This window comes from Roseburia porci (assembly GCF_009695765.1).
Taxonomy (GTDB): Bacteria; Bacillota; Clostridia; order Lachnospirales; family Lachnospiraceae; genus Roseburia; species Roseburia porci.
Genome location: NZ_VUNI01000005.1, coordinates 110,118 through 130,715, shown reverse-complemented (window position 1 = coordinate 130,715; position 20,598 = coordinate 110,118). Strand labels below are relative to the sequence as shown.

The 20,598-nt window shown below is 43.2% G+C and carries 13 protein-coding genes; 12 read left to right on the top strand and 1 reads right to left on the bottom strand.

From position 1 onward, the window contains the following. Window positions 1–135: 135 nt before the first annotated feature. On the bottom strand, window positions 136–2,589 hold the full coding sequence (locus tag FYJ75_RS04805; RefSeq protein ID WP_154429321.1) for a GH36-type glycosyl hydrolase domain-containing protein: 2,454 nt from the start codon (window positions 2,587–2,589) through the stop codon (window positions 136–138). 261 nt (window positions 2,590–2,850) lie between these two features. Between FYJ75_RS04805 and FYJ75_RS04800 the strand changes: the two genes are divergently transcribed. The 12 genes from FYJ75_RS04800 (at window position 2,851) to FYJ75_RS04745 (ending at window position 20,381) form a co-directional block, all read left to right on the top strand. Next, window positions 2,851–3,870 (top strand): LacI family DNA-binding transcriptional regulator, encoded by a 1,020-nt coding sequence (locus FYJ75_RS04800; RefSeq protein WP_154429320.1) that lies wholly within the window; start codon window positions 2,851–2,853, stop codon window positions 3,868–3,870. Between the two features lie 522 nt (window positions 3,871–4,392). Beyond that, entirely contained in the window at window positions 4,393–6,192 is a 1,800-nt protein-coding gene (gene pepF, locus FYJ75_RS04795) for an oligoendopeptidase F (protein WP_154429319.1), read from the top strand. A gap of 29 nt (window positions 6,193–6,221) precedes the next feature. After that, entirely contained in the window at window positions 6,222–7,694 is a 1,473-nt protein-coding gene (locus tag FYJ75_RS04790; RefSeq protein ID WP_154429318.1) for a methyl-accepting chemotaxis protein, read from the top strand. Between the two features lie 16 nt (window positions 7,695–7,710). Beyond that, window positions 7,711–8,172 (top strand): S-ribosylhomocysteine lyase, encoded by a 462-nt coding sequence (locus tag FYJ75_RS04785; RefSeq protein WP_154429317.1) that lies wholly within the window; start codon window positions 7,711–7,713, stop codon window positions 8,170–8,172. A gap of 28 nt (window positions 8,173–8,200) precedes the next feature. Next, complete coding sequence (locus FYJ75_RS04780; protein WP_154429316.1) at window positions 8,201–8,899, top strand: 5'-methylthioadenosine/adenosylhomocysteine nucleosidase; 699 nt, start codon at window positions 8,201–8,203, stop codon at window positions 8,897–8,899. Between the two features lie 173 nt (window positions 8,900–9,072). Next, window positions 9,073–9,294 (top strand): hypothetical protein, encoded by a 222-nt coding sequence (locus tag FYJ75_RS04775; RefSeq protein ID WP_195838944.1) that lies wholly within the window; start codon window positions 9,073–9,075, stop codon window positions 9,292–9,294. A 154-nt stretch (window positions 9,295–9,448) separates the two neighbouring features. Beyond that, window positions 9,449–10,492, top strand: coding sequence for a M56 family metallopeptidase (locus tag FYJ75_RS04770; protein WP_154429315.1), 1,044 nt, complete (start codon window positions 9,449–9,451; stop codon window positions 10,490–10,492). Between the two features lie 73 nt (window positions 10,493–10,565). Further along, complete coding sequence (locus FYJ75_RS04765) at window positions 10,566–11,441, top strand: polysaccharide deacetylase family protein (protein ID WP_154429314.1); 876 nt, start codon at window positions 10,566–10,568, stop codon at window positions 11,439–11,441. 365 nt (window positions 11,442–11,806) lie between these two features. Continuing rightward, window positions 11,807–15,265 carry a glycosyl hydrolase 53 family protein gene (locus FYJ75_RS04760; RefSeq protein ID WP_154429313.1) on the top strand — a complete coding sequence of 1,153 codons (3,459 nt, stop codon included), beginning with the start codon at window positions 11,807–11,809 and terminating at the stop codon, window positions 15,263–15,265. A gap of 106 nt (window positions 15,266–15,371) precedes the next feature. Continuing rightward, on the top strand, window positions 15,372–15,512 hold the full coding sequence (locus tag FYJ75_RS04755; RefSeq protein WP_154429312.1) for a hypothetical protein: 141 nt from the start codon (window positions 15,372–15,374) through the stop codon (window positions 15,510–15,512). 403 nt (window positions 15,513–15,915) lie between these two features. Beyond that, window positions 15,916–19,734, top strand: coding sequence for an efflux RND transporter permease subunit (locus FYJ75_RS04750; protein WP_154429311.1), 3,819 nt, complete (start codon window positions 15,916–15,918; stop codon window positions 19,732–19,734). Beyond that, window positions 19,734–20,381 (top strand): TetR/AcrR family transcriptional regulator, encoded by a 648-nt coding sequence (locus FYJ75_RS04745; RefSeq protein WP_154429310.1) that lies wholly within the window; start codon window positions 19,734–19,736, stop codon window positions 20,379–20,381. Before FYJ75_RS04750 ends, FYJ75_RS04745 begins: the two co-directional genes overlap by 1 nt. Window positions 20,382–20,598: the final 217 nt, after the last annotated feature.

The following is a 20,598-nucleotide window of genomic DNA, read 5'->3' as shown; positions in this document are numbered from 1 at the left end:
GTTTTTAAAGAGGATAAACCCCCGTCAGAGTGATCTGGCGGGGACTTTTATTTATAAGAAAGAAAAATAAAACCGTGAGCCAAATTCCTGGGCTCACGGTTTATAAGGGTAATAAAAGTGAAGGAAAGTCGGGGATTAACCCATAATTACTTCAACGTTTACGTCAGATCCTGTAACATCAGCAGCAGGGATCATGTTTCCGGCGATCTCTTTGCCGTCAACAATTGTCTTGGCAACACCTTTCTCGACATGAGAAGGGTTCTTTACTGTGATGTGGTATGTAACACCGCGGAACTCACGTTTTGCAGTGAATCCATCCATGTGGGATGGGATACAAGGATCAATTACAAGACCATCGTAATCTGGACGGATTCCAAGGATGTACTGAGAGACATCAAGGAATGTCCATGCTGCTGTACCGGTCAGCCAGCTGTTCTTAGCCTCACCAAAGTTTGGTGCGTCTTTTCCGGCGATCATCTGGCTGTATACATAAGGCTCTGTACGATGGATTTCGCTGATATCTTCGATATAAGCAGGACAGGTTCTGGTATATACCTGCCAAGCACGGTTTCCACGACCGACAACAGTTTCAGCGATGGAGATCCATGGATTGTTGTGGCAGAAGATTCCGGCATTTTCTTTATATCCTGGTGGATAAGAAGAAATTTCACCAAGTTCAACATGGTATCTGTGATATGCAGGCTGAAGAAGAACGATGCCATATTTGGTATCCAGATATTTTTCTACGGACTGCATTGCTTTTAAGCAGTTACCTTCTTTCAGGCCGATCTCAGCGATAACACAGAAGCCCTGTGGCTCAATAAAGATCTTACCTTCTTCACATTCTTTTGATCCGACTTTGTTTTTGTAATGGTCATATGCACGAAGGAACCATTCTCCGTCCCAGCCGGCATCCAAAACAGTAGCTTCCATTTTATGGATGGCTTCTTCAGCTTCTTTGGCTTCTGCATCCAGTCCGCGGTGTTTGCAGATCTCTACATAATCTTTACCGTATTTTACAAACATTCCGGCAATGAAAACAGACTCTGCGTTTGGACCTTCAGAAGGACCAAATGTCTGGAAGGATTCACCAGGTTCTTCAGAGAAGCAGTTTAAGTTCAGACAGTCATTCCAGTCTGCACGTCCGATCTGAGGAAGACCATGTGGTCCGAGGTGTTTTACCGTGTAGTTGAAGGAGCGTCTCAGATGTTCCATGAAGTCAGTTGCTTTGGATGGATCACTGTCATAAGGAGTCATTTCATCGAGAATGCTGTAATCCCCGGTCTCTTTGATGTAAGCAGCGGCACCGGCAATCAGCCATAATGGATCATCGTTGAATCCGCTTCCGATGTCAGCATTACCTTTTTTCGTTAATGGCTGATACTGATGATATGCGGAACCGTCTTCGAACTGTGTTGCGGCAATATCCAAAATACGTTCTCTTGCCCGGTCTGGAATCAGATGTACAAATCCGAGAAGATCCTGACAGGAATCACGGAATCCCATTCCACGGCCGATACCTGATTCAAAATAAGAAGCAGAACGGCTCATGTTAAAGGTTACCATACACTGGTACTGATGCCAGATATTGACCATACGATCCAGTTTCTCTTCTGAGGAAGAGATTGTGAAGTGACCGAGAAGATTGTTCCAGTATGCCTTTAAGTCTGCGAGTGCTGCATCTACTTTCTCAGTAGTATCAAATTTGGCAAGAAGTGCATCAGCAGGAGCACGGTTGATCACACCGTCTTCCGGACGACCGATCCATTTCTCGGCAACAGGATTCTCAACATATCCAAGAACAAAGATGTAAGTTTTCTCTTCTCCAGGAGCAAGGGTTACTTTTAAGTGGTGGGAACCAATCGGTGACCATCCGCTTGCAACGGAATTTTTGGATTCGCCATTCGTAACAACAGCAGGAGCGGAGTTCTCACCATAAGCACCAAGGAAAGAATCACGGTCGGTATCAAATCCGGCAACAGGTGCGTTGACTGCATAAACAGCATAGTGATTCCGGCGTTCTCTGTATTCTGTTTTGTGGAACAGCTGGGAACCGTCGGCGTGGATTTCAACTTCACCGGTTGAGAAGTTACGCTGGAAGTTCGTCATATCATCCATTGCATTCCAGAGACAGAACTCTACATAAGAGAAAACAGAGAATTCCTTTGTATCTGTTGTCGTGTTTTTCAGGGTGAGTTTGTTGATCTCACAGGTAGATCCCATTGGTACAAAGTCTGTCAGTTCAGCAGTCAGACCATTTTTGCTGCCTTTAAATACAGAATATCCCATACCATGACGGCATTCATAAGAATCAAGTTCCGTCTTGGTAGGCATCCAGCCCGGATTCCAGACAGTTCCGCCATCTTTGATATAGTAGTAATGTCCGTTGCTGTCCAAAGGAACATTGTTGTAACGGTATCTGGTCAGACGCAGCAATTTTGCGTCTTTATAGAAGCTGTAACCGCCACAGGTGTTGGATACAAGTGAGAAGAAATTCTCACATCCAAGGTAGTTGATCCAAGGAAGTGGAGTCCTTGGAGATGTGATGACGTATTCTTTCTGTGCGTCATCAAAATGTCCAAATTTCATATGATCATTCTCCTATTCTTTATACGTAAACGTTTAAGTAGTTTTCTACAAGATTGAGTATATATGGAAAAACAGAAAAAAGCAATACGTCCATCTTGAAAAATATGCACAAAAAGTGAGCGAAAAACTCGTTAAAATGGATAAAATGATAAATTTGCTTGCGAATTGCTGAGAATTATTGTATAGTAAAAGTGCGAAAACGATTAAGTGAAATTCGTTTCGAAAACAGCAATAAAATTTATTCGAAGCGAGGAAGCGGATATGGTATCTTTAAAAGACATTGCAAATGCATGCGGTGTATCAACGGCAACGGTAAGTAAGGCACTGCATGATCAAAAAGACATCAGCAGTGAGACAAGAACACGCATTAAGAAAACGGCGGCAGAGATGGGATATCTCCCGAATGCAGCAGCCAGAGCACTTAAGACGAACCGGTCTCAGAATATTGGCGTATTGTACGCAGATGAGGCATCTATGGGACTGACACATGAGTATTTTGCGGGGGTACTGAACGGAATCAAAAATGAGGCAGAGGCGCTTGGATATGATATTACCTTTATTAATACGAATCCGGCTGGAAGAAAGATGTCCTATCTGGAGCACTGCAAGTACCGCAATTTTGATGGTGTTGTAATCGTGTGTGCTGATTTTCAGGAACAGAATGTTCAGGAACTTATGAGCAGTGACATTCCGGTTGTGACAATCGATTACGTGCATTTCGCATGTTCGGCGGTATGTTCCAATAATGCAAAATGCATGAATGATCTTCTGGAATATATTATTTCCATGGGGCATCGCAGGATTGCGTACATTCATGGACAGGAGTACTCCAGTGTAACAAGAGACCGTCTGGCCGCTTTTTACCGGACTTTGGAACTGCACAAGATCGAAATACCGGAAGAGTATGTGAGATCGGCACGTTATCTTGAAGCAAGAGATGTGGCAATCCAGACAAGAGCGCTTCTGAATCTTGAGAATCCGCCGTCAGTTATTCTTTTTCCGGATGATACGGCTATGATCGGTGGATTTAATGTAATACGTGAGATGGGACTTCGGATTCCGCAGGATATCTCCATTGCAGGGTATGATGGAACACGCATCTCACAGATGTTAAGACCAAAGCTTACAACCATCAAACAGGACACGGATAAGATCGGAAGGGAAGCCGCACGACGTCTGATCGGAAACATTGAGAATCCAAAGACCGCTTTCGTGGAGAGAGTTGTCGTGGAAGGAATCCTTTTGGAGGGCGAATCCGTAAAACAGATCACAAATTCATAAAGATAATACTTTTCATCCTTTTTTCCCATATAGCAGGTCCCCGAGAGGGGACTTGTTTTTGTTTTATAAGATTAGGGAGTCAAAAGGTATCTTTTTTATTCTGAAGTTGGCAAATTGCACAAAGCAGTGCCTGGTTATGTTCCATTGTCCGAAAATAAGAAAATCTAAGTCTGCCTAATTTTGATTGTCTCAAAATGACGTGTACGTCTTAAACGCCCCGTCCGTGGGGCGTTAAGACTTTTGCTGCCATCCATGGCAGCAAAACACTAGCTACAAGCAGGCAAACTAAGATTTTCTATTTTTCTCCCAGGGCACAAACGCAGTCGCTGCTTTGTGCAATTTGCCAGCTGCTAAGTTAAAAGCCGCCTTTTGACTCCCTAACCTTTATAAGAAAATTATTCAGTAACTCCCGATAAAGCAATCGCAGGAAAGGATTGCTAATTTTGTATTCTGCGATTATAATCAGAAGTAAAGCATTACAAGAGACAGCATAGTAAAACAAGCTGTGGAAAAGAGGATAAAATGAATAATAATAAGGTTCTGAAGCGTGATGAGATTTCAGATGAATACAAATGGAACCTGGAAGATATGTTTGCCAGCGATGCGCTGTGGGAAGAAGAATATGAACAGACAAAAGAACTCTGCAATAAGATTGCTTCCTATCAGGGAAAACTGACAGAAAGTGCAGCAACACTCCTTGCTTATTTCCAAGATACGGATGAGGCGAATTATCATCTGGAACGTATTTATGTGTATGCAAACGAGAGATATCATCAGGATACTGCAGTTTCCAAATATCAGGGATACGCATCCAGGGCGGACAGTCTGATGGTTATGGCAGAAAGTTCCAGTGCATTTGCGGAGCCGGAAATACTTGAGGCTTCGGCAGAAACAATCAATGCCTTTTATAAGGAACAGCCAGAACTTTTGAAATACCAGAGAGCAATCGATGAGATCTTACGTAAGAAAGCACATACGTTATCCAAAGAAGAGGAGAAAATTCTTGCGAATGCAGGAGAGATTGCAGTTGGACCGGAGAATATTTTCTCCATGTTCAATAATGCGGATATCCGTTTTCCGGCGATCAAAGATGCAGAGGGCAATGAACTTCCGGTCAGCCACGGAACATTTATCCAGTTAATGGAGAACAAGGACAGAAATATCCGTAAACAGGCATTTGAATCGATGTATCATACGTATCAGCAGTTTGGCAATACGGTAGCATCCATTTTCACCAGTCATCTGAAGCAGGAACACTTTTTCGCAAAGACAAAGAAGTATGACAGTGTAAGAGCTATGCATCTGGATCAGGGAAATATCCCGGAAGGTGTATACGATAATCTGATCGAGACCGTACATAAACATCTTCCAGCGATGCATCGCTATATGGCAGAGCGCAAAAAGCTTCTGGGTGTGGAAGAACTTCATATGTATGACCTTTATACACCGTTAATTGATGATTACGATAAGAAATACACATATGAGGAAGCAAAAGAGACCGTATTAAAAGGACTTGCACCGATGGGAGAGGAATATCTTTCGATTCTGAAGGAGGGACTTTCCGGAGGTTGGATCGATGTTTATGAGAATGAGAATAAAAGAAGCGGTGCATATTCCTGGGGAGCCTATGGAACACATCCTTATGTACTGCTGAACCATAAGGATAATCTGAACAGCGTATTTACTCTGGCACATGAGATGGGGCATGCAATCCATACCTATTATTCCAATAAGACCCAGCCGATCACATATTCCGGATATCTGATCTTTGTTGCCGAGGTTGCTTCAACATGTAACGAAGCGCTGCTTATGCAGTATCTGATGAAGAATGCTGCAGATGAAAAGGAACGGCGTTATCTGATCAACCACCAGCTTGAGGAATTCCGTACGACATTGTTCCGTCAGACTATGTTTGCAGAATTTGAGCAGATTGTTCATAAGAAGATCGCAGATGGAGAGGCTCTGACACAGGAAGCACTGAATAAGATTTATCATGATCTGAATGTATTATATTATGGACCGGATGTGGTTGTGGATGAAGAAATCGACTATGAATGGATGCGTATTCCACATTTTTACACATCATTTTATGTGTATCAGTATGCAACCGGTTATTCGGCAGCAACTGCATTTTCCAAACTGATTCTTGAGGGAGGACAGCCTGCGGTTGACCGTTATGTTACAAACTTCCTTTGCGGCGGATGCTCGAAAGATCCGATTGAGCTTCTGAAAAATGCAGGGGTTGATATGAGCACACCGGAACCGGTTGATGCAGCACTTCAGGTTTTTGAGGAGTATCTTGCAATGTTTACTGCAAAATAAAAGAATTGTAGTACAAAGGAGGAAAAGTTATGAATCTTGAGAAAAAGCAGTTGATCGATAAGAACAGGGCAGCTTTTTTTGCCGGGTTACTGATTGAATGCAGCCTTATAATCACAGCAATTGTTTCTCTGGTAACAGGAAGAAATGGCACAGCAGCGGTGGTAAGACTGATTGTTGGCATCGCGGCGATTGTCGTAAACGGTGCGGCGATCGGAAAGTTAAAAGATTCTGTGATCTATCGACATGTGTGCAGTTCATCGATGATCCTTGTATTTCTGACAGCATTGTTCACTGCGGAAGTATCCTATATGTATGCATATGTATTTCCAATTGCAATTCTGGTTATGATTTATGCAGACGCGAAACTGTCTATTGCAGGCGCACTGGTCGCATCTATTGCAACGATCGTGTATGAAATCGTTTCACTGAACAGACAATTTGTTGATATAGAAGAACTGGTTTTTGAGACCAGTATGGTACTGATTGCCTGTGTGCTGGCTATGATCATTACAGTTATGTTAAAGACACATGGAAAAGAGAATATGGAAGCTGTCGAAGAACAGGCACAAAAACAGACAAAGACAGCGGAAAAGATTGTTGACCTTGCTGAGCAGCTGAATCAGAAATTTGAGAGCGCAAAAGGGGTTTCGGAACGCTTAAATGATACGATGAAAACCAGTCATGATGCGGTTTCCGAGATTGCCGAAAGCACACATATGAATGCAGATGCAATCAATCAGCAGACCAGCCAGACATCAGGAATTCAGGAGAGCATTGAGAGCGTGGGACAGGAAGCACGCAATATGGGTGAGATTTCCGAACGCACAAATTCCAATGTCGCCAGTGGTGTGGACATGATCGAACAACTCAAGAATCAGGCTGCCCAAGTTGCACAGATCAACAAAGAGACCGGAGTCACAACACAGCAGTTAAATGACAGTATCAAAGATGTGGAAGCTATTACAGATACGATTCTTGGAATATCGGATCAGACAAACCTTCTTGCACTCAATGCTTCGATTGAGGCTGCAAGAGCAGGAGAAGCCGGCAAGGGATTTGCAGTTGTTGCAGACGAGATCCGAAAACTTTCGGAAGATACCAGAAAGGCAACAGAAGAGATCAGCCAGATTATTGAGAAGCTGATCAAAGATGCAGATAATGCAGCCCAGAGTATGACAAAATCATCGGAATATGCAGAAAAGCAGAATGAGCTGATCAGTGAAACCGGAGCCAAATTAAGTGATATTAAGAATGATACGGATGCCCTTTATAAAGGAGTACATGAGGTAAATGCTTCGGTTGACAGCATTATTTCTGCCAACAGCATTATTATGGACAGTATCACGAATCTTTCTGCAACTGGAGAAGAGGTCGCAGCATCTACCGATACCGCATTGTCTATCAGTGATTCTGCAGTCAGCGCATTGAAAGATATGAACTATCTGCTTTATGAGATTCATGAGATCTCAGATAAAATGGAAAATATAGCAGATAATAAATAGTTGGAAAGGACACAAAATGGAACGAATTAAAAGCTTTACAATCGATCATGATGTTCTTGTACCGGGATTTTATATTTCCAGACAGGATCAGGATGTGATCACTTATGATCTTAGAACAAGAAAACCAAACGCAGGAGATTACATGAGCAATGCGGATATGCATTCGGTGGAGCATATGTTTGCAACCTATATCCGCAATTCAGAAATTGCTGACCATGTTGTATATTTTGGACCAATGGGATGCCAGACTGGATTTTACCTGCTTGTCAGAGAGGAAGCGCCTGCAAAAGTATTTGAGATCACCAAGAAAGTCTTAAAACAGATCATTGCACATGAAGGACCGGTATTTGGGGCATCAGCAGTGGAATGCGGACATTATGAGAACCTGGATCTTGCGATTGCACAGGAAGAATGCAAAACGTATCTTGCAGTACTTGAAGCACAGACGAACACAGAGTTTATTTACCCTACCAAATAAAAAGACAAAAAGAAGTGAGGAATAAGAAATGAAAATTGGTATTATCGGCGCAATGCAGATGGAAATCGATAATTTGAAAGAATCCCTGGAAAACAGCAAAACAGAGAACGTAAGCGGTGTTGAATTTGTAAGCGGCACTGTTGCGGGAGTAGAGGTTGTTGCAGCAGTCTGCGGAATTGGAAAGGTTTTTGCAGCAATCTGTACAGAAGCAATGATCTTGAAATACAATGTAGATATGATCGTTAACATCGGTGTTGCCGGAACACTCTGCAAAGAACTTGGAGTTATGGATGTTGCAGTTGCAGATAAAGTCGTACAGCATGATATGAATACATCTGCTCTGGGCGATCCGGTTGGACTTTTATCCGGAATTAATCAGATTTTCCTTCCTTGCAATGAGAGCATGATGGAGCTCCTGGAAAAATGTCTTGCAGACAAGGGCATGAAATACAAGGTTGGAACGATTGCAACCGGAGATATGTTCATGCATAAAGCGGAACAGAAAGCAAAGCTTCACGAAAGATTTGAGGCAATCGCAGCTGAGATGGAAGGTGGAAGTATCGGACATGTATGTTATGTAAACAAAGTTCCGTTTGCAATTCTTCGTACCATTTCAGATGGGGAAGGCGGAGCGATGGATTATGCGACATTTGCGGAGAAAGCTGCAGAGCTTGGTATCGAAGTAATCGTAGAATTCATCAAACGATCCGGAGAACTTAATTTGTAAGAAGTGCACAAAAAGTGGCATGAACTTTTGTGAAGTTTGTGCACGCTTTTTGCATTACGCATGCTATTATAATACCTGTAAAAACCCCCCAATACATTATATAATTTTTGCTACCCCCATAGCAAAAATACCTTCTCCGAAAAGACAGCAGATCGAAAGGCTGTCTTTTTTTTGTGATCATGTATCTGATGATCGACCGGTCATCTTACGGAATTTCATTGATCAAGGTGTTTGGTTACCGGGGCAGTGAAATCCGGAAACTTTATCTGAACGGAAACTTCCATATGGGTGTCATCGGAGAAGCAATCATCGGATTATATTTTATGATCAATCAGCTTCTGGTTCTCAGGCTGAACAAGATCGTTCCATCCGAGTTTCTGAAGAACAGAGAATAAAAAGAGGATTATTCCAAAAGTGAACAACATGCGTCCGCTGATTTCCGTTTTGCAGTGCGAAAACACCAGTAAATAGACAAAAAACGAGATTGTTTGCCCACTTTTTCTGTGATACACTGTACTCAGAGAAAAAGGAAAGGATTTTGCATAAGAGATGGATTGGACAATCAGTTTTGCTATGGCAATTTTTCTGACTTCGATCACTGGGGCGGCATTGTTCGTGATATGGTATGTGATAGGTAAAATCCTCGAAAAAACGGGTTTTATTCATGCCATGTATGAACTGTTTAAGACCGTACTGGCTTTTTGGTTCTTCCCGTTAGTATTTCTTGTGCTGGCGGTGGAAAACGAGTTACAATGGGGCGGAATTTTGTTTCGGTATACACCGGTCATCAAAAGAAACTGCACGGTTTTTCTTTTGATCTGGCTGACCGGAATGGTTTATTTTTTGTTTGATTATATCCGAAAGAACCGGATCCTTAACAAACATTGTCATGAACTGATTCCAGTGGATGGAAGAGAATGGGATATGTTTGTTGAAATATGTGAAGACATGCATATCAGATCCGGAAAGCTGGATCTGGTTGTGGACTATAAGGCGAAGACACCATATTTGTGTGGACTCCGCAAACAGTATGTTGTGCTGCCTGTGAGGGAGTATACCAAGCAGCAGCTTCGGGTAATTTATGTCCATGAGCTGACACATTATAAACAGAACAGTCAGTTGTGGCGGCACATTACAGCCATCGGGAAAGCGGTTTATTTTTTCAATCCATTTATTTTCCTGCTGCAGAGGCAGCTGGAGTTCTGGGGAGAGTATATCTGTGATTATGAAGCGATTCCCCGGGTAGAAAGTATGAAGGTTTATTTTGGAGAGATCATGAATACGATTACCGGGCAAATAAATGATCGGGAACTGCTTCATACGCAGCTTGTAAGAAGTAAACCACAGCTTTTGAAGCGCATCGAAATGATGAACAAAACATATCAGATCGATCAGCACAGATATCGTATGCTTCCGGTAATTGTGATTGGAATTATGCTGGTTATCAGCACGCTTTTTATCCATATGCAGACACACTGGATGGGTGAACGGTATGTGGATTATTATTTTCAGACAGCGGAGATGGAGGAAGAATGCGGGGCAGCAGAGGAAGAGCTGCCGGATGAAAGCTGGACCGTCTATGAGAAACAATAAGGGCTGGCTGGTTCTGTAATGGGACATTCAATCCTGTGCATATACATAGTGGAAAGAAAACCTGGGGTCGGATATGTCTCAGAATTCAGAAAACAGCCGTAATAAAAAGGAGAAAAGGGCATCACGCAGTTGTGTCATATTGGGCACAGCAGCTGTGGCCCTTTTTGCGTTTGTCGTTTATATTGCGTCGATCGGCGGAGAAACGATAAATACGGGAGCCTGGTTAAAAAACAGCAGTTATGGAGATCGTGAGCTTCCCATCTACTGTGTAGATACAAAAGAAAAGAAGATCGCTTTGTCATTTGATGCCGCCTGGGGAGCGGAAGATTTTGACTCCATCATGGATACGCTGGAAAAACACAATGTGAAAGTCACTTTTTTTATGACCGGAGGCTGGGTGGAAACTTATCCCGACTGTGTAAAGAAACTTGTGGAAAAAGGGCATGATCTTGGCAATCACAGTGAACATCATTATGATATGACCACCATTTCCAGGGAAGAGATGAAAACGGAGCTTATGACGGTACATGATAAGGTAAAAGAACTTACCGGATATGAAATGTTTTTGTTTCGTCCTCCATATGGAGCTTATGATAACCATGTAGTCAAACTTGCCTATGACTGTAATTATTATCCGATTCAGTGGTCCGTGGACTCCCTTGATTGGAAGGATTATGGAGTACAGTCCATAATTGATACCGTCTGCAATCATAAAGCACTTGGACCGGGAGCAATCATCCTGTGTCATAATGGAGCGAAATATACAGCAGAAGCACTGGATACGCTGCTGACCAATCTTGAACAGCAGGGATATGAGATCGTGCCGATCTCCAAACTGATCATTCGGGACAATTATCATATGGATGTTACCGGAAAACAGATATCAGATCAGAAACAGAAAGGAAAAGCAGCGCAGGGCACAGAGCAGACACAAGAACCATCTGAATAATGGGAGAAAAGTACTTGTGCAGATTACCCATGCAAAAAGTGAAAAATAGAAAGCAGAAAAAATGAAAAAACAGACAGGAAAGAACCTGCCATATCAGAAAGTATAGAATTTTGCACAAAAATAATAAAGAAACAGAAATGAGAACAAGCGGTTGCATGATGGAGCATATGTGCAAAATCCCATATTGAATTCCATTTATATTAGGAATATTCAATAAAAAGGCCGGAAAAAAATTAGAACACATGCCAATTGAAACCATAAATTCTTCCATATAAACTGTATTTACAACGGTGCAACCGATTGCGCAATGCTGGATCGGAATTCACAGGGGATTTCGAAATATTGGATTGCATAAGGGAGGAAAAATGGTAAGGATTAAATGGATGAAAGGGGCAGCCTGCCTTGGACTTACTGCGGCGCTGCTTGCAGGACAGCTTGTTACAGCAGTGCCGGGGGTGGTTACAGCACAGGCGGCAGAACAAAGGAGCGAATTTTTCACGGATGGTGATCTTGGGGATGACGCAGGAGATGATCTGTGGTCGGGAAACTGGAGCTTTGCGGATGGAGACAATACATGGAGTGTTGTCGGTGATGGTGGAATTGCATACAGTTCCTATGCGGCAAACAATACCAAAAGCGGACTTGGTATTTATTTTAACACAGAGGGCACCGTCAGCATGTATCAGACGATTGCGGATTTACCGGCAGGAAGTTATACGATTACCGGATATGCAAAAGAAAGTAATATCGGAAATACCGAATTAGCAGTATACACAGGTGCCTATGATCAGATGCTGGACGAAAAGGCAACTGTAAATGGACAGTTTCAGAAGTTTTCTTTTACATTTACCGTGGATCAGGATATGACGGATTATAAAGTGGGATTTCAGATTACTTCTGCACAGGGAGCATGGGTATGTCTGGACAGTTTGTCACTGACAGAGCGTGCATCCGATGAAGAGGAACGTGCGGAAGCGCTTGCAGAACTGGACAGTGCCGTTACAGCATGCAGTAATCTGCGGGAATCCTATTATCGTGCATCCAGCTGGTCTGCATTACAGAATGCACTGACAGCAGCAGAAACGATAAAAGAGAAGGAGGATGCAGCAACAGAAGAAATAAGAGATGCGGCAGACGCAGTAAAAACTGCCAGAAACCAGTTAAAACAGGCAAGTCTTCATGTGGAAAAGATTGAGAATCTGAGTTCAGATTTTATCAAAGGTGTCGATCTTTCTTCGTATGTCAGTGTAACAGACAGTGGAGCTGTGTTTAAAGACTGGGATGGAAATGTGATTGGGGATGAAGCATTTTTCAACCTGATCAAAGAGGCAGGAGTCAATTATGTGCGCGTGCGCGTATGGAACAATCCGTATGATTCCGATGGAAATGGTTACGGTGGCGGAAACAGTGACCTGGATAAGGCAAAGAAGATCGGAAAGCTGGCAAGCGATGCCGGAATGAAGGTTCTGATCGATTTTCATTATTCAGATTTCTGGGCAGACCCGGACAGACAGACTGCTCCAAAGGAATGGACAGACTTAAGCGTTTCAGAAAAGGCGGACGCTGTCTATGAATATACAAAAGACAGTCTTCAGGAACTGGTGGATGCTGGTGTTGATGTTGGAATGGTGCAGATCGGAAATGAGACAAATCATGGAATTGCCGGAGTGATGGAGAGTTCCGAAGGTGGCTGGACAGACATTTGTACGATTTTTTCAGCAGGAAGTCGGGCTGTGCGCAAGATATCAGAGGATATTCTGGTAGCTGTTCATTTTACGGATCCACAGACTCCGGGGAATTATGAGAAGATTTCTGCAACACTCAATGAGAATCATGTGGATTATGATGTATTTGCATCTTCGTATTATCCGAGCATGCATGGTTCTATGGAAAATCTGACCAATGTTTTAAAACAGGTAGCAGATACTTATGGGAAAAAAGTTATGGTAGCGGAAACCTCCTGGGCATGGACAAAGGAGGACGGAGACGGCTATGGAAACAGCTTTGATGCTTCGAAAAATTATGACTATTCCATTTCTGAACAGGGTCAGGCAAATATTTTAAGAGATGTGATGCAGGCAGTTGCCAATGTTGAAGATGCCGGAATCGGAATGTTTTACTGGGAACCGGCATGGATACCGGCTTCTTATGCATATCAGGCAGACGGATCGTTAAACAGCAGCATTTATTCTGAAAATCTTGAAAAATGGAAAGAGTGTGGCTGCGGATGGGCATCTGAGTATGCAAAGATCTACGATAAAGACCATGTGGATCAAACTGGTGGAAGTGTAATTGATAATCAGGCATTATTTGATTTTGAAGGAAATCCTTTGGAATCATTAAATGTTTTTAAATATGTAAATACTGGATGTGAAGCCTCTTATAAGGTTCTGGATGTAGTAAAAACGATCAGTGTGAATGCATCTTCCGTAGAGGAAGCAAAATCACTTATGCCGGGGACCATAGAGGGAACTTACAATGATGGAAGTACAGAGCAGTTTGCCGTCACGTGGGATGAAGATGCGTTGAATGCGATTTCCGGGTTTAATGTATATCAGATTCCGGGAACGATTACCTATCAGGATGAGTATGGTGTTACAAAGACAATGACTACATCCTGCACGCTTGCAGTGCTTCCGGATTCGCTGCTTCAGAACGGGGATTTTGAAGAGGGGGAAGAACACTGGACTGTAACGGACAACGGAAGTGCAGGAAAACTGGAGCTGAAATGGAATGATACGCCTTTACGTGGAGAAGGGGCAATGCACTTCTGGTCTTCGGAAGCGCTTGATTTTTCGATTGAGCAGACAGTGACAGTATCGCAGAATGCATCTTATGCTGCCAGCATGCAGATCCAGGGTGGTTCGGGAAGTGATTCAGACCATATTTATATTGAAGTTACGAATCTGACAACCGGTGAAACGGCAGCCCAGAATACTGCATTAGCTGGTTATACCAACTGGCAGAATCCAAATACGGCTTCGGTGAAAGCGTACACCGGAAATAAACTTCGGGTGAAGGTGGTGATCCAGGCGGCAGCCTCAGCATGGGGAAGTGTGGACGATGTATTTTTGTACAAGACCGGGAATCTTGCAACACCGGATCGGAAGCCAGACGATGGCGACAGCAAAACAGATGGCGATAGCAAAACAGATGGTGGAAGCAAAGCAGATGACAGTAAAAAAGAGGACAGCAAAGGCGATGAAAGTAAAGTAGACGAAAGTAAAAAGGGCAGCGACGAAACCAAATTGTCAGAGAGTGGCATAGCAGAAAAGACAGCAGACATCGAAGAGACAGGCAGTGCAAAAACAGAAGTAAAAACTTTGGCGTCCAATGGAGTTGTGCTAAAAGACAGCAGCGGAATACTTTCCACGAAAACGGTGCTTACAGCACAAAAAATAACAGACTCAAAAATGATAAAAAAGGTTGAAGAGGAAGTGAAGAAACTTCTTTCCGGAGTAAAGGAGGTAGTACTGTATGAACTGAATCTGAATGATGGAACGACAGAACTGCATCAGCTCGATGGAAAAGTAGAGGTAAGTCTGGATCTGCCATTTACGTTAGGCGAGAACGAAATTGTGAAAGTATACCGTGTGGACAATGATCAGCTGATCGAGTGTCCTTCACAGATTGAAAATGGTAAGCTGGTATTTACGACAGATCATTTCAGTACTTATGCATTTGTCCGGGCCGAGGTATCTCAGAATGTACAGACCGGAGTTGACAGCGGAGATCATACGGAAGCGTCTGGCTGGTTACTGTTAAGTATGCTGGGACTTACGATCGTATGTGCATCTTTGAGAAGAAAAAGAATATTAAAATGACATTTCGGATTGCTACCATTCATCGGACATGATATACTATATGTAAAGCAGTTACAGGGTGAATAATTTTCAGAAATTCGGAAATCATAGTTTGGGAGAGGGTAGCATGACAGATTCAGGATTTTTAATTTGGTTTTTCATTTTCATTTTAATCGTCATTATTATTACGGTCATTGTGGTTGCAGCATCTGTATCCGGAGCGGTATCCGCAATCGTTCAGAAGAAGGATGAAGACGAGGAATCATAAGGCCAATTGATATGGCAAAGGATACCGGAAGCAGTATTTCTGCTTCCGGTATCCTTTTTTCGTTATAGGATCAGGGGGTCAAAAGGCGGCTTTTAATGTTTTAATTAGCAAATTGCGAAACTTCGCAACATCGTCAAGCATGTGGTGCAGGTACAGGTAATTCGCAGGTGCTTCAGAGCGGCCGGTACTTAGCGACCGTACCCTGGTCGCTTATGTACCGTTGCCAGCGATGAGCAGCGAGAGTGTGCCTGCGAGTTACCTGTACCTGCATCACATGAAGAGAGGAAAGGTATTCTTAAATAATTATAAACTTTAGAGAATTTTCATTGCATTTAAAGGGCGCACGCGTATAATGAACACATAACTGACCGGCTGGTCAGTCAGAAAATGGGAGGAAAAAGAGATGATTTCAAAGTACAGTGTAAAAAAGCCGTATACCGTGCTTGTGGGCGTGATCTTAGTTATTGTTCTGGGAATTGTATCACTTTCCAAAATGACGACGGATCTTCTGCCGAATATGAGTTTTCCATATGCGCTCATTATTACGACAGATGTCGGTGCAAGTCCGGAGAAGGTAGAGTCAGAGGTAACTGCTCCGATCGAGTCGTCGATGGCAACCACATCCAATATCAAGAATATTACTTCAACGTCGTATAACAGTTATTCGATCGTTGTTCTTGAGTATGAACAGAATGCCAACATGGATTCGATTATGATTGAGATCCAGCAGACAATCGATCAGTTAAAAGGAAACTGGTCAGACAGCATTGGAACGCCTATGATTATGCAGATCGATCCGGATATGATGCCGGTACTTACGGCTGCGGTAGACGTGGACGGAATGAGTGCATCGGAAATATCGGATTATGTGGCGAATGAGTTATCCCCACAGTTGGAAAGTATCGAAGGAGTTGCTTCCGTTTCAACAACCGGTGCAATCGAGGAAAACATCAAGGTTACACTCAATCAGGAGAAGATTGATGCCCTGAATCAGAAGATACAGGATGCGATTAATGCACAGTTTACAGAAGCGCAGGCGCAGATTGATGATGGAAAGGCACAGATCGAGAGTGGAAAAGCCGCAATTCAAAGCGGAGCCGATCAGATTACAGATGCTGCCGGACAGATCACTGATCAGAAAAATACACTGTATCAGACCAAATCAGATCTTACTTCAAAGCTGGAGGAACTCAATTCCCAAAAAGACATGTTAGAGCAGGTGTATGACGGAATTAATGAGTTTACGCAATCAGATTCATATACACAGCTGGCAGTGATGGACCAGGGAATCCAGACGATTGAAAAATCACTTGCAGAGGCTGCGCAGCTTCAGAATACAGAGCTTATGCAGCAGCTTCAGACACAGATCGACAGTTATAAAGAACAACTGAATGCAGCAAATACAGAGATTGCAAAGCAGTTTTCCGGGCTTCAGGCAATGGGGATTACGGTAAATAATTATACAGATCTGAATGCAGCAAAGGGGCAGGTAGCCAATATGCTGACACAGATGAAGACCGGTATTGCAACACTTCAGGCAGCGTTAGATCAGGTGGAGTCCGGTCAGGTTGCACTGGAAGATGCCATGGATACGTTGAATTATAATGCTGTACTTGGAGCATTACAGTCAAGCAGCGCATCCGCAGATCTTGCAACAGCGGCAGCGTCTTTGGATGATGCGCAAAAAACACTGGATTCCAACAAAGACAGTGCACTGGATGCAGCAGATTTAAATAGCGTGCTTACGGTCGACACACTTTCCGGAATACTGACTGCACAGAATTTTGATATGCCGGCAGGATACGCACAGGATGGTGATACCAGTTATCTGGTCCGTGTTGGAGAGGCTGTTACCTCCGTTGATGATCTTGAGAATCTGGTGCTGATGGATATGCATATGGATGGTATTGATCCGATTCATCTTTCTGATGTGGCAGATGTGGAGATTGCGGATAATTCGGATGAATCTTACGCGGTGATCAATGGTAATCCGGGAATTATGTTATCCATGGAAAAACAGACGGGATATTCCACAGGAGATGTAACAGACCGAATTCTGGATAAGTTTGATTCACTGGAATCATCCAACACAGATCTGCATTTTTCCGTGCTGATGAATCAGGGAATCTATATTGATATGATCGTAAAAAATGTTATGGAGAATATGATCTTTGGTGCGTTGCTTGCGGTCGTTGTACTTTTACTTTTCCTGAAAGACATCAAACCGACACTTGTAATTGCATGTTCCATCCCGCTTTCCGTTATTTTTGCAGTCGTGCTTATGTATTTTACAGGCATTACTTTGAATATCATATCCATGTCGGGCCTTGCGCTTGGAATCGGTATGCTTGTGGATAACTCGATCGTTGTAATCGAGAATATCTACCGGTTAAGAGGAGAGGGCATGTCAATCCGGCAGGCAGCGGTACAGGGAGCTGGACAGGTAACCGGAGCAATTATTGCATCCACACTTACAACAGTCAGTGTATATGCACCGATCGTGTTTACCGAAGGAATTACGAGACAGTTGTTTGTGGATATCGCACTTACGATTCTGTTTACTCTTACGGCAAGTCTGATCGTTGCACTGACCTTTGTTCCGGCGATGGGGTCTGTACTTCTGAAGAAGACAAAAGAGATCAAACATCCGCTTTTTGACCGGATCCGTGATGGATATGGAAGATTTCTGGCGTTGTGTCTGAGATTTAAACCGGTTGTATTCATTGTTGCAATCGGACTTCTGGCAGTCAGCGCAGCAGCGTCTGTTTCCAAAGGCTTTACATTTATGGACATGAATATGGACTCAGATCAGATGTCGGTAACCATCAAAGCAAAGGATGATGAAAAACTGACATTTGATGAGCTGACAAAAGCATCCGATGATGTGATAAGCCGCATTTCTGACATTGACGGTATCGAGACGATTGGTGCAATGGCTGGAGGAAACAGTACAATGAGCATGATGGGAGGAAACACCGACAGTGTTACGATGTACATCATTCTGGATGAAGATTCGGATGTGACCGGAGAAGAGGTTGCACAGGAGATTACAGACCGTACCAGCGATATGGATGTAGATGTGGACGCAGAGGCATCGGCAATGGATATGTCTTCCTATTTTGCAAGTGGTCTGTCGGTACAGATCAAGGGTGATGATATCGATAAGCTGCAGGAGCTTGCCACACAGGTAGCTGATGTTGTAAAGAATACAGAGGGAACGACAGATGTTGATGACGGACTGGACGATGTTACACCACAGTTTACGATTACCGTCGATAAGGAAAAGGCTGCCGAATATGGATATACGGTGGCACAGGTATATCAGCTTGTATACGGGGAGATGGCGGACAGCAAATCTGCAACAACGATCTCTACAGATCTGAAGGATTATGAAGTTTATGTACAGACAGAAGATCAGGCAGACACAACACTCGATGATATTAAAAATCTGAGTTTTACGTATACAGATCAGCAGGGCAATGATACAGAAGTTGCATTAAGTGATATCTGCAGCTTTGAGGATAACACGACACTCAGCACGATCACCCGTGATGCGCAGACACGCTATATTACCGTATCCGCAGGGGTTGACGATGATCATAATGTTACGCTTGTCAGCAATGCAATCAAAGACGGATTAAAGAGTATTGATGTGCCGGATGGTTATTCTATTGAAATGACCGGAGAAGATGAGACCATTCATGATGCAATGAGTCAGCTGATCCTTATGCTGGTGCTTGCGGTCATCTTTATTTACCTGATCATGGTTGCGCAGTTCCAGTCCTTTACGTCACCGTTTATTATTATGTTTACGATTCCGCTTGCATTTACTGGAGGATTTTTCGCCCTGTTCTTCACAGGACATGAGATCGGTGTGGTATCGATGCTTGGATTTATCATGCTGGCGGGTCTGATCGTAAATAATGGTATCGTCTTGATCGACTATATCAATCAGGCGAGAAGAGAAGGTGTATCCAAGAAAGAAGCAATTGTGGATGCCGGAAAAACACGTCTGCGCCCGATCCTTATGACGGCGATGACGACGATTATTTCCATGATGACGATGGCAATGGGAATCGGATCCGGATCAGAAATGATGCAGCCGATGGCAATTACGATGATCGGAGGTATGGTGTACGGAACACTTCTGACGCTGGTAGTTGTCCCATGTATTTATGATGCATTCCATAAAGAAAAGAGTATGGTGGAGGAAGAATTATAATGGCAGGAGAAAGTTTTAACATCCGGTCATTTGCAGAGCCACCGGAGAAAGTCGGACGGATGTTTCAGGCTGTGATCGAACTGATACAGGATAATGCTGATCTTAGTACAATTAAGGTTTCAGATATTACAACAAGGGCCGGAATCGGAAAAGGTACGGCATACGAGTATTTTTCTTCAAAAGAGGAACTTCTGACACTTGCACTTTTGTATGAGTATAAGACCAGACTTTCGGATCTGGAAGAGGAATTACAGAAACAGGATGGATTCCGTAAGAAGATATTCTGCCTTCTGGACTGGCTGGATGAGAATTCCGGATATAATTTTTCATTCCGTCATATGTTACAGATCAGTTCCGGGAATGCGGATTTCTGTGAGACGGTGCAGCAGAGCATTCCGGAAGAAATTATGAAAAAGATGGAAGAGTACCTGCTTGAAAACGGGAATACCCTGATGGAACTCGGCTATAAAGAGGGGCTTTATACGGAACGTGATCCGGTAAAAAGGCGTCTTGCGATGGCTGGTCTGATCGCACAGTTTTTGTTTACGGTATCTCCGGAGGCTGGTCGTTTTCAGATGAAAATGGATCAAAAGGCAGCAAAGGAATTCGTATATGATGGAATGCTGAAAGCGCTGAATAAGGCTTGACAAAATGAGCGGTTACTCGTATGATGAAAAAGATATGAAAAGGTAGTGAGAAAGAGGAGTACACAAAGGATTCCTATCAGAGAGGAATACCCGAGCTTCAGAGAAGCCGGCTGTAAGGTATTTTTGGGACGAGATTGTGGAAGGTAGCTTTTGAACCGGGCTTTTGAACGTCAGATGAACTGGTCAGTAAACAGCCACGCTTCGTCCCCGTTAACGG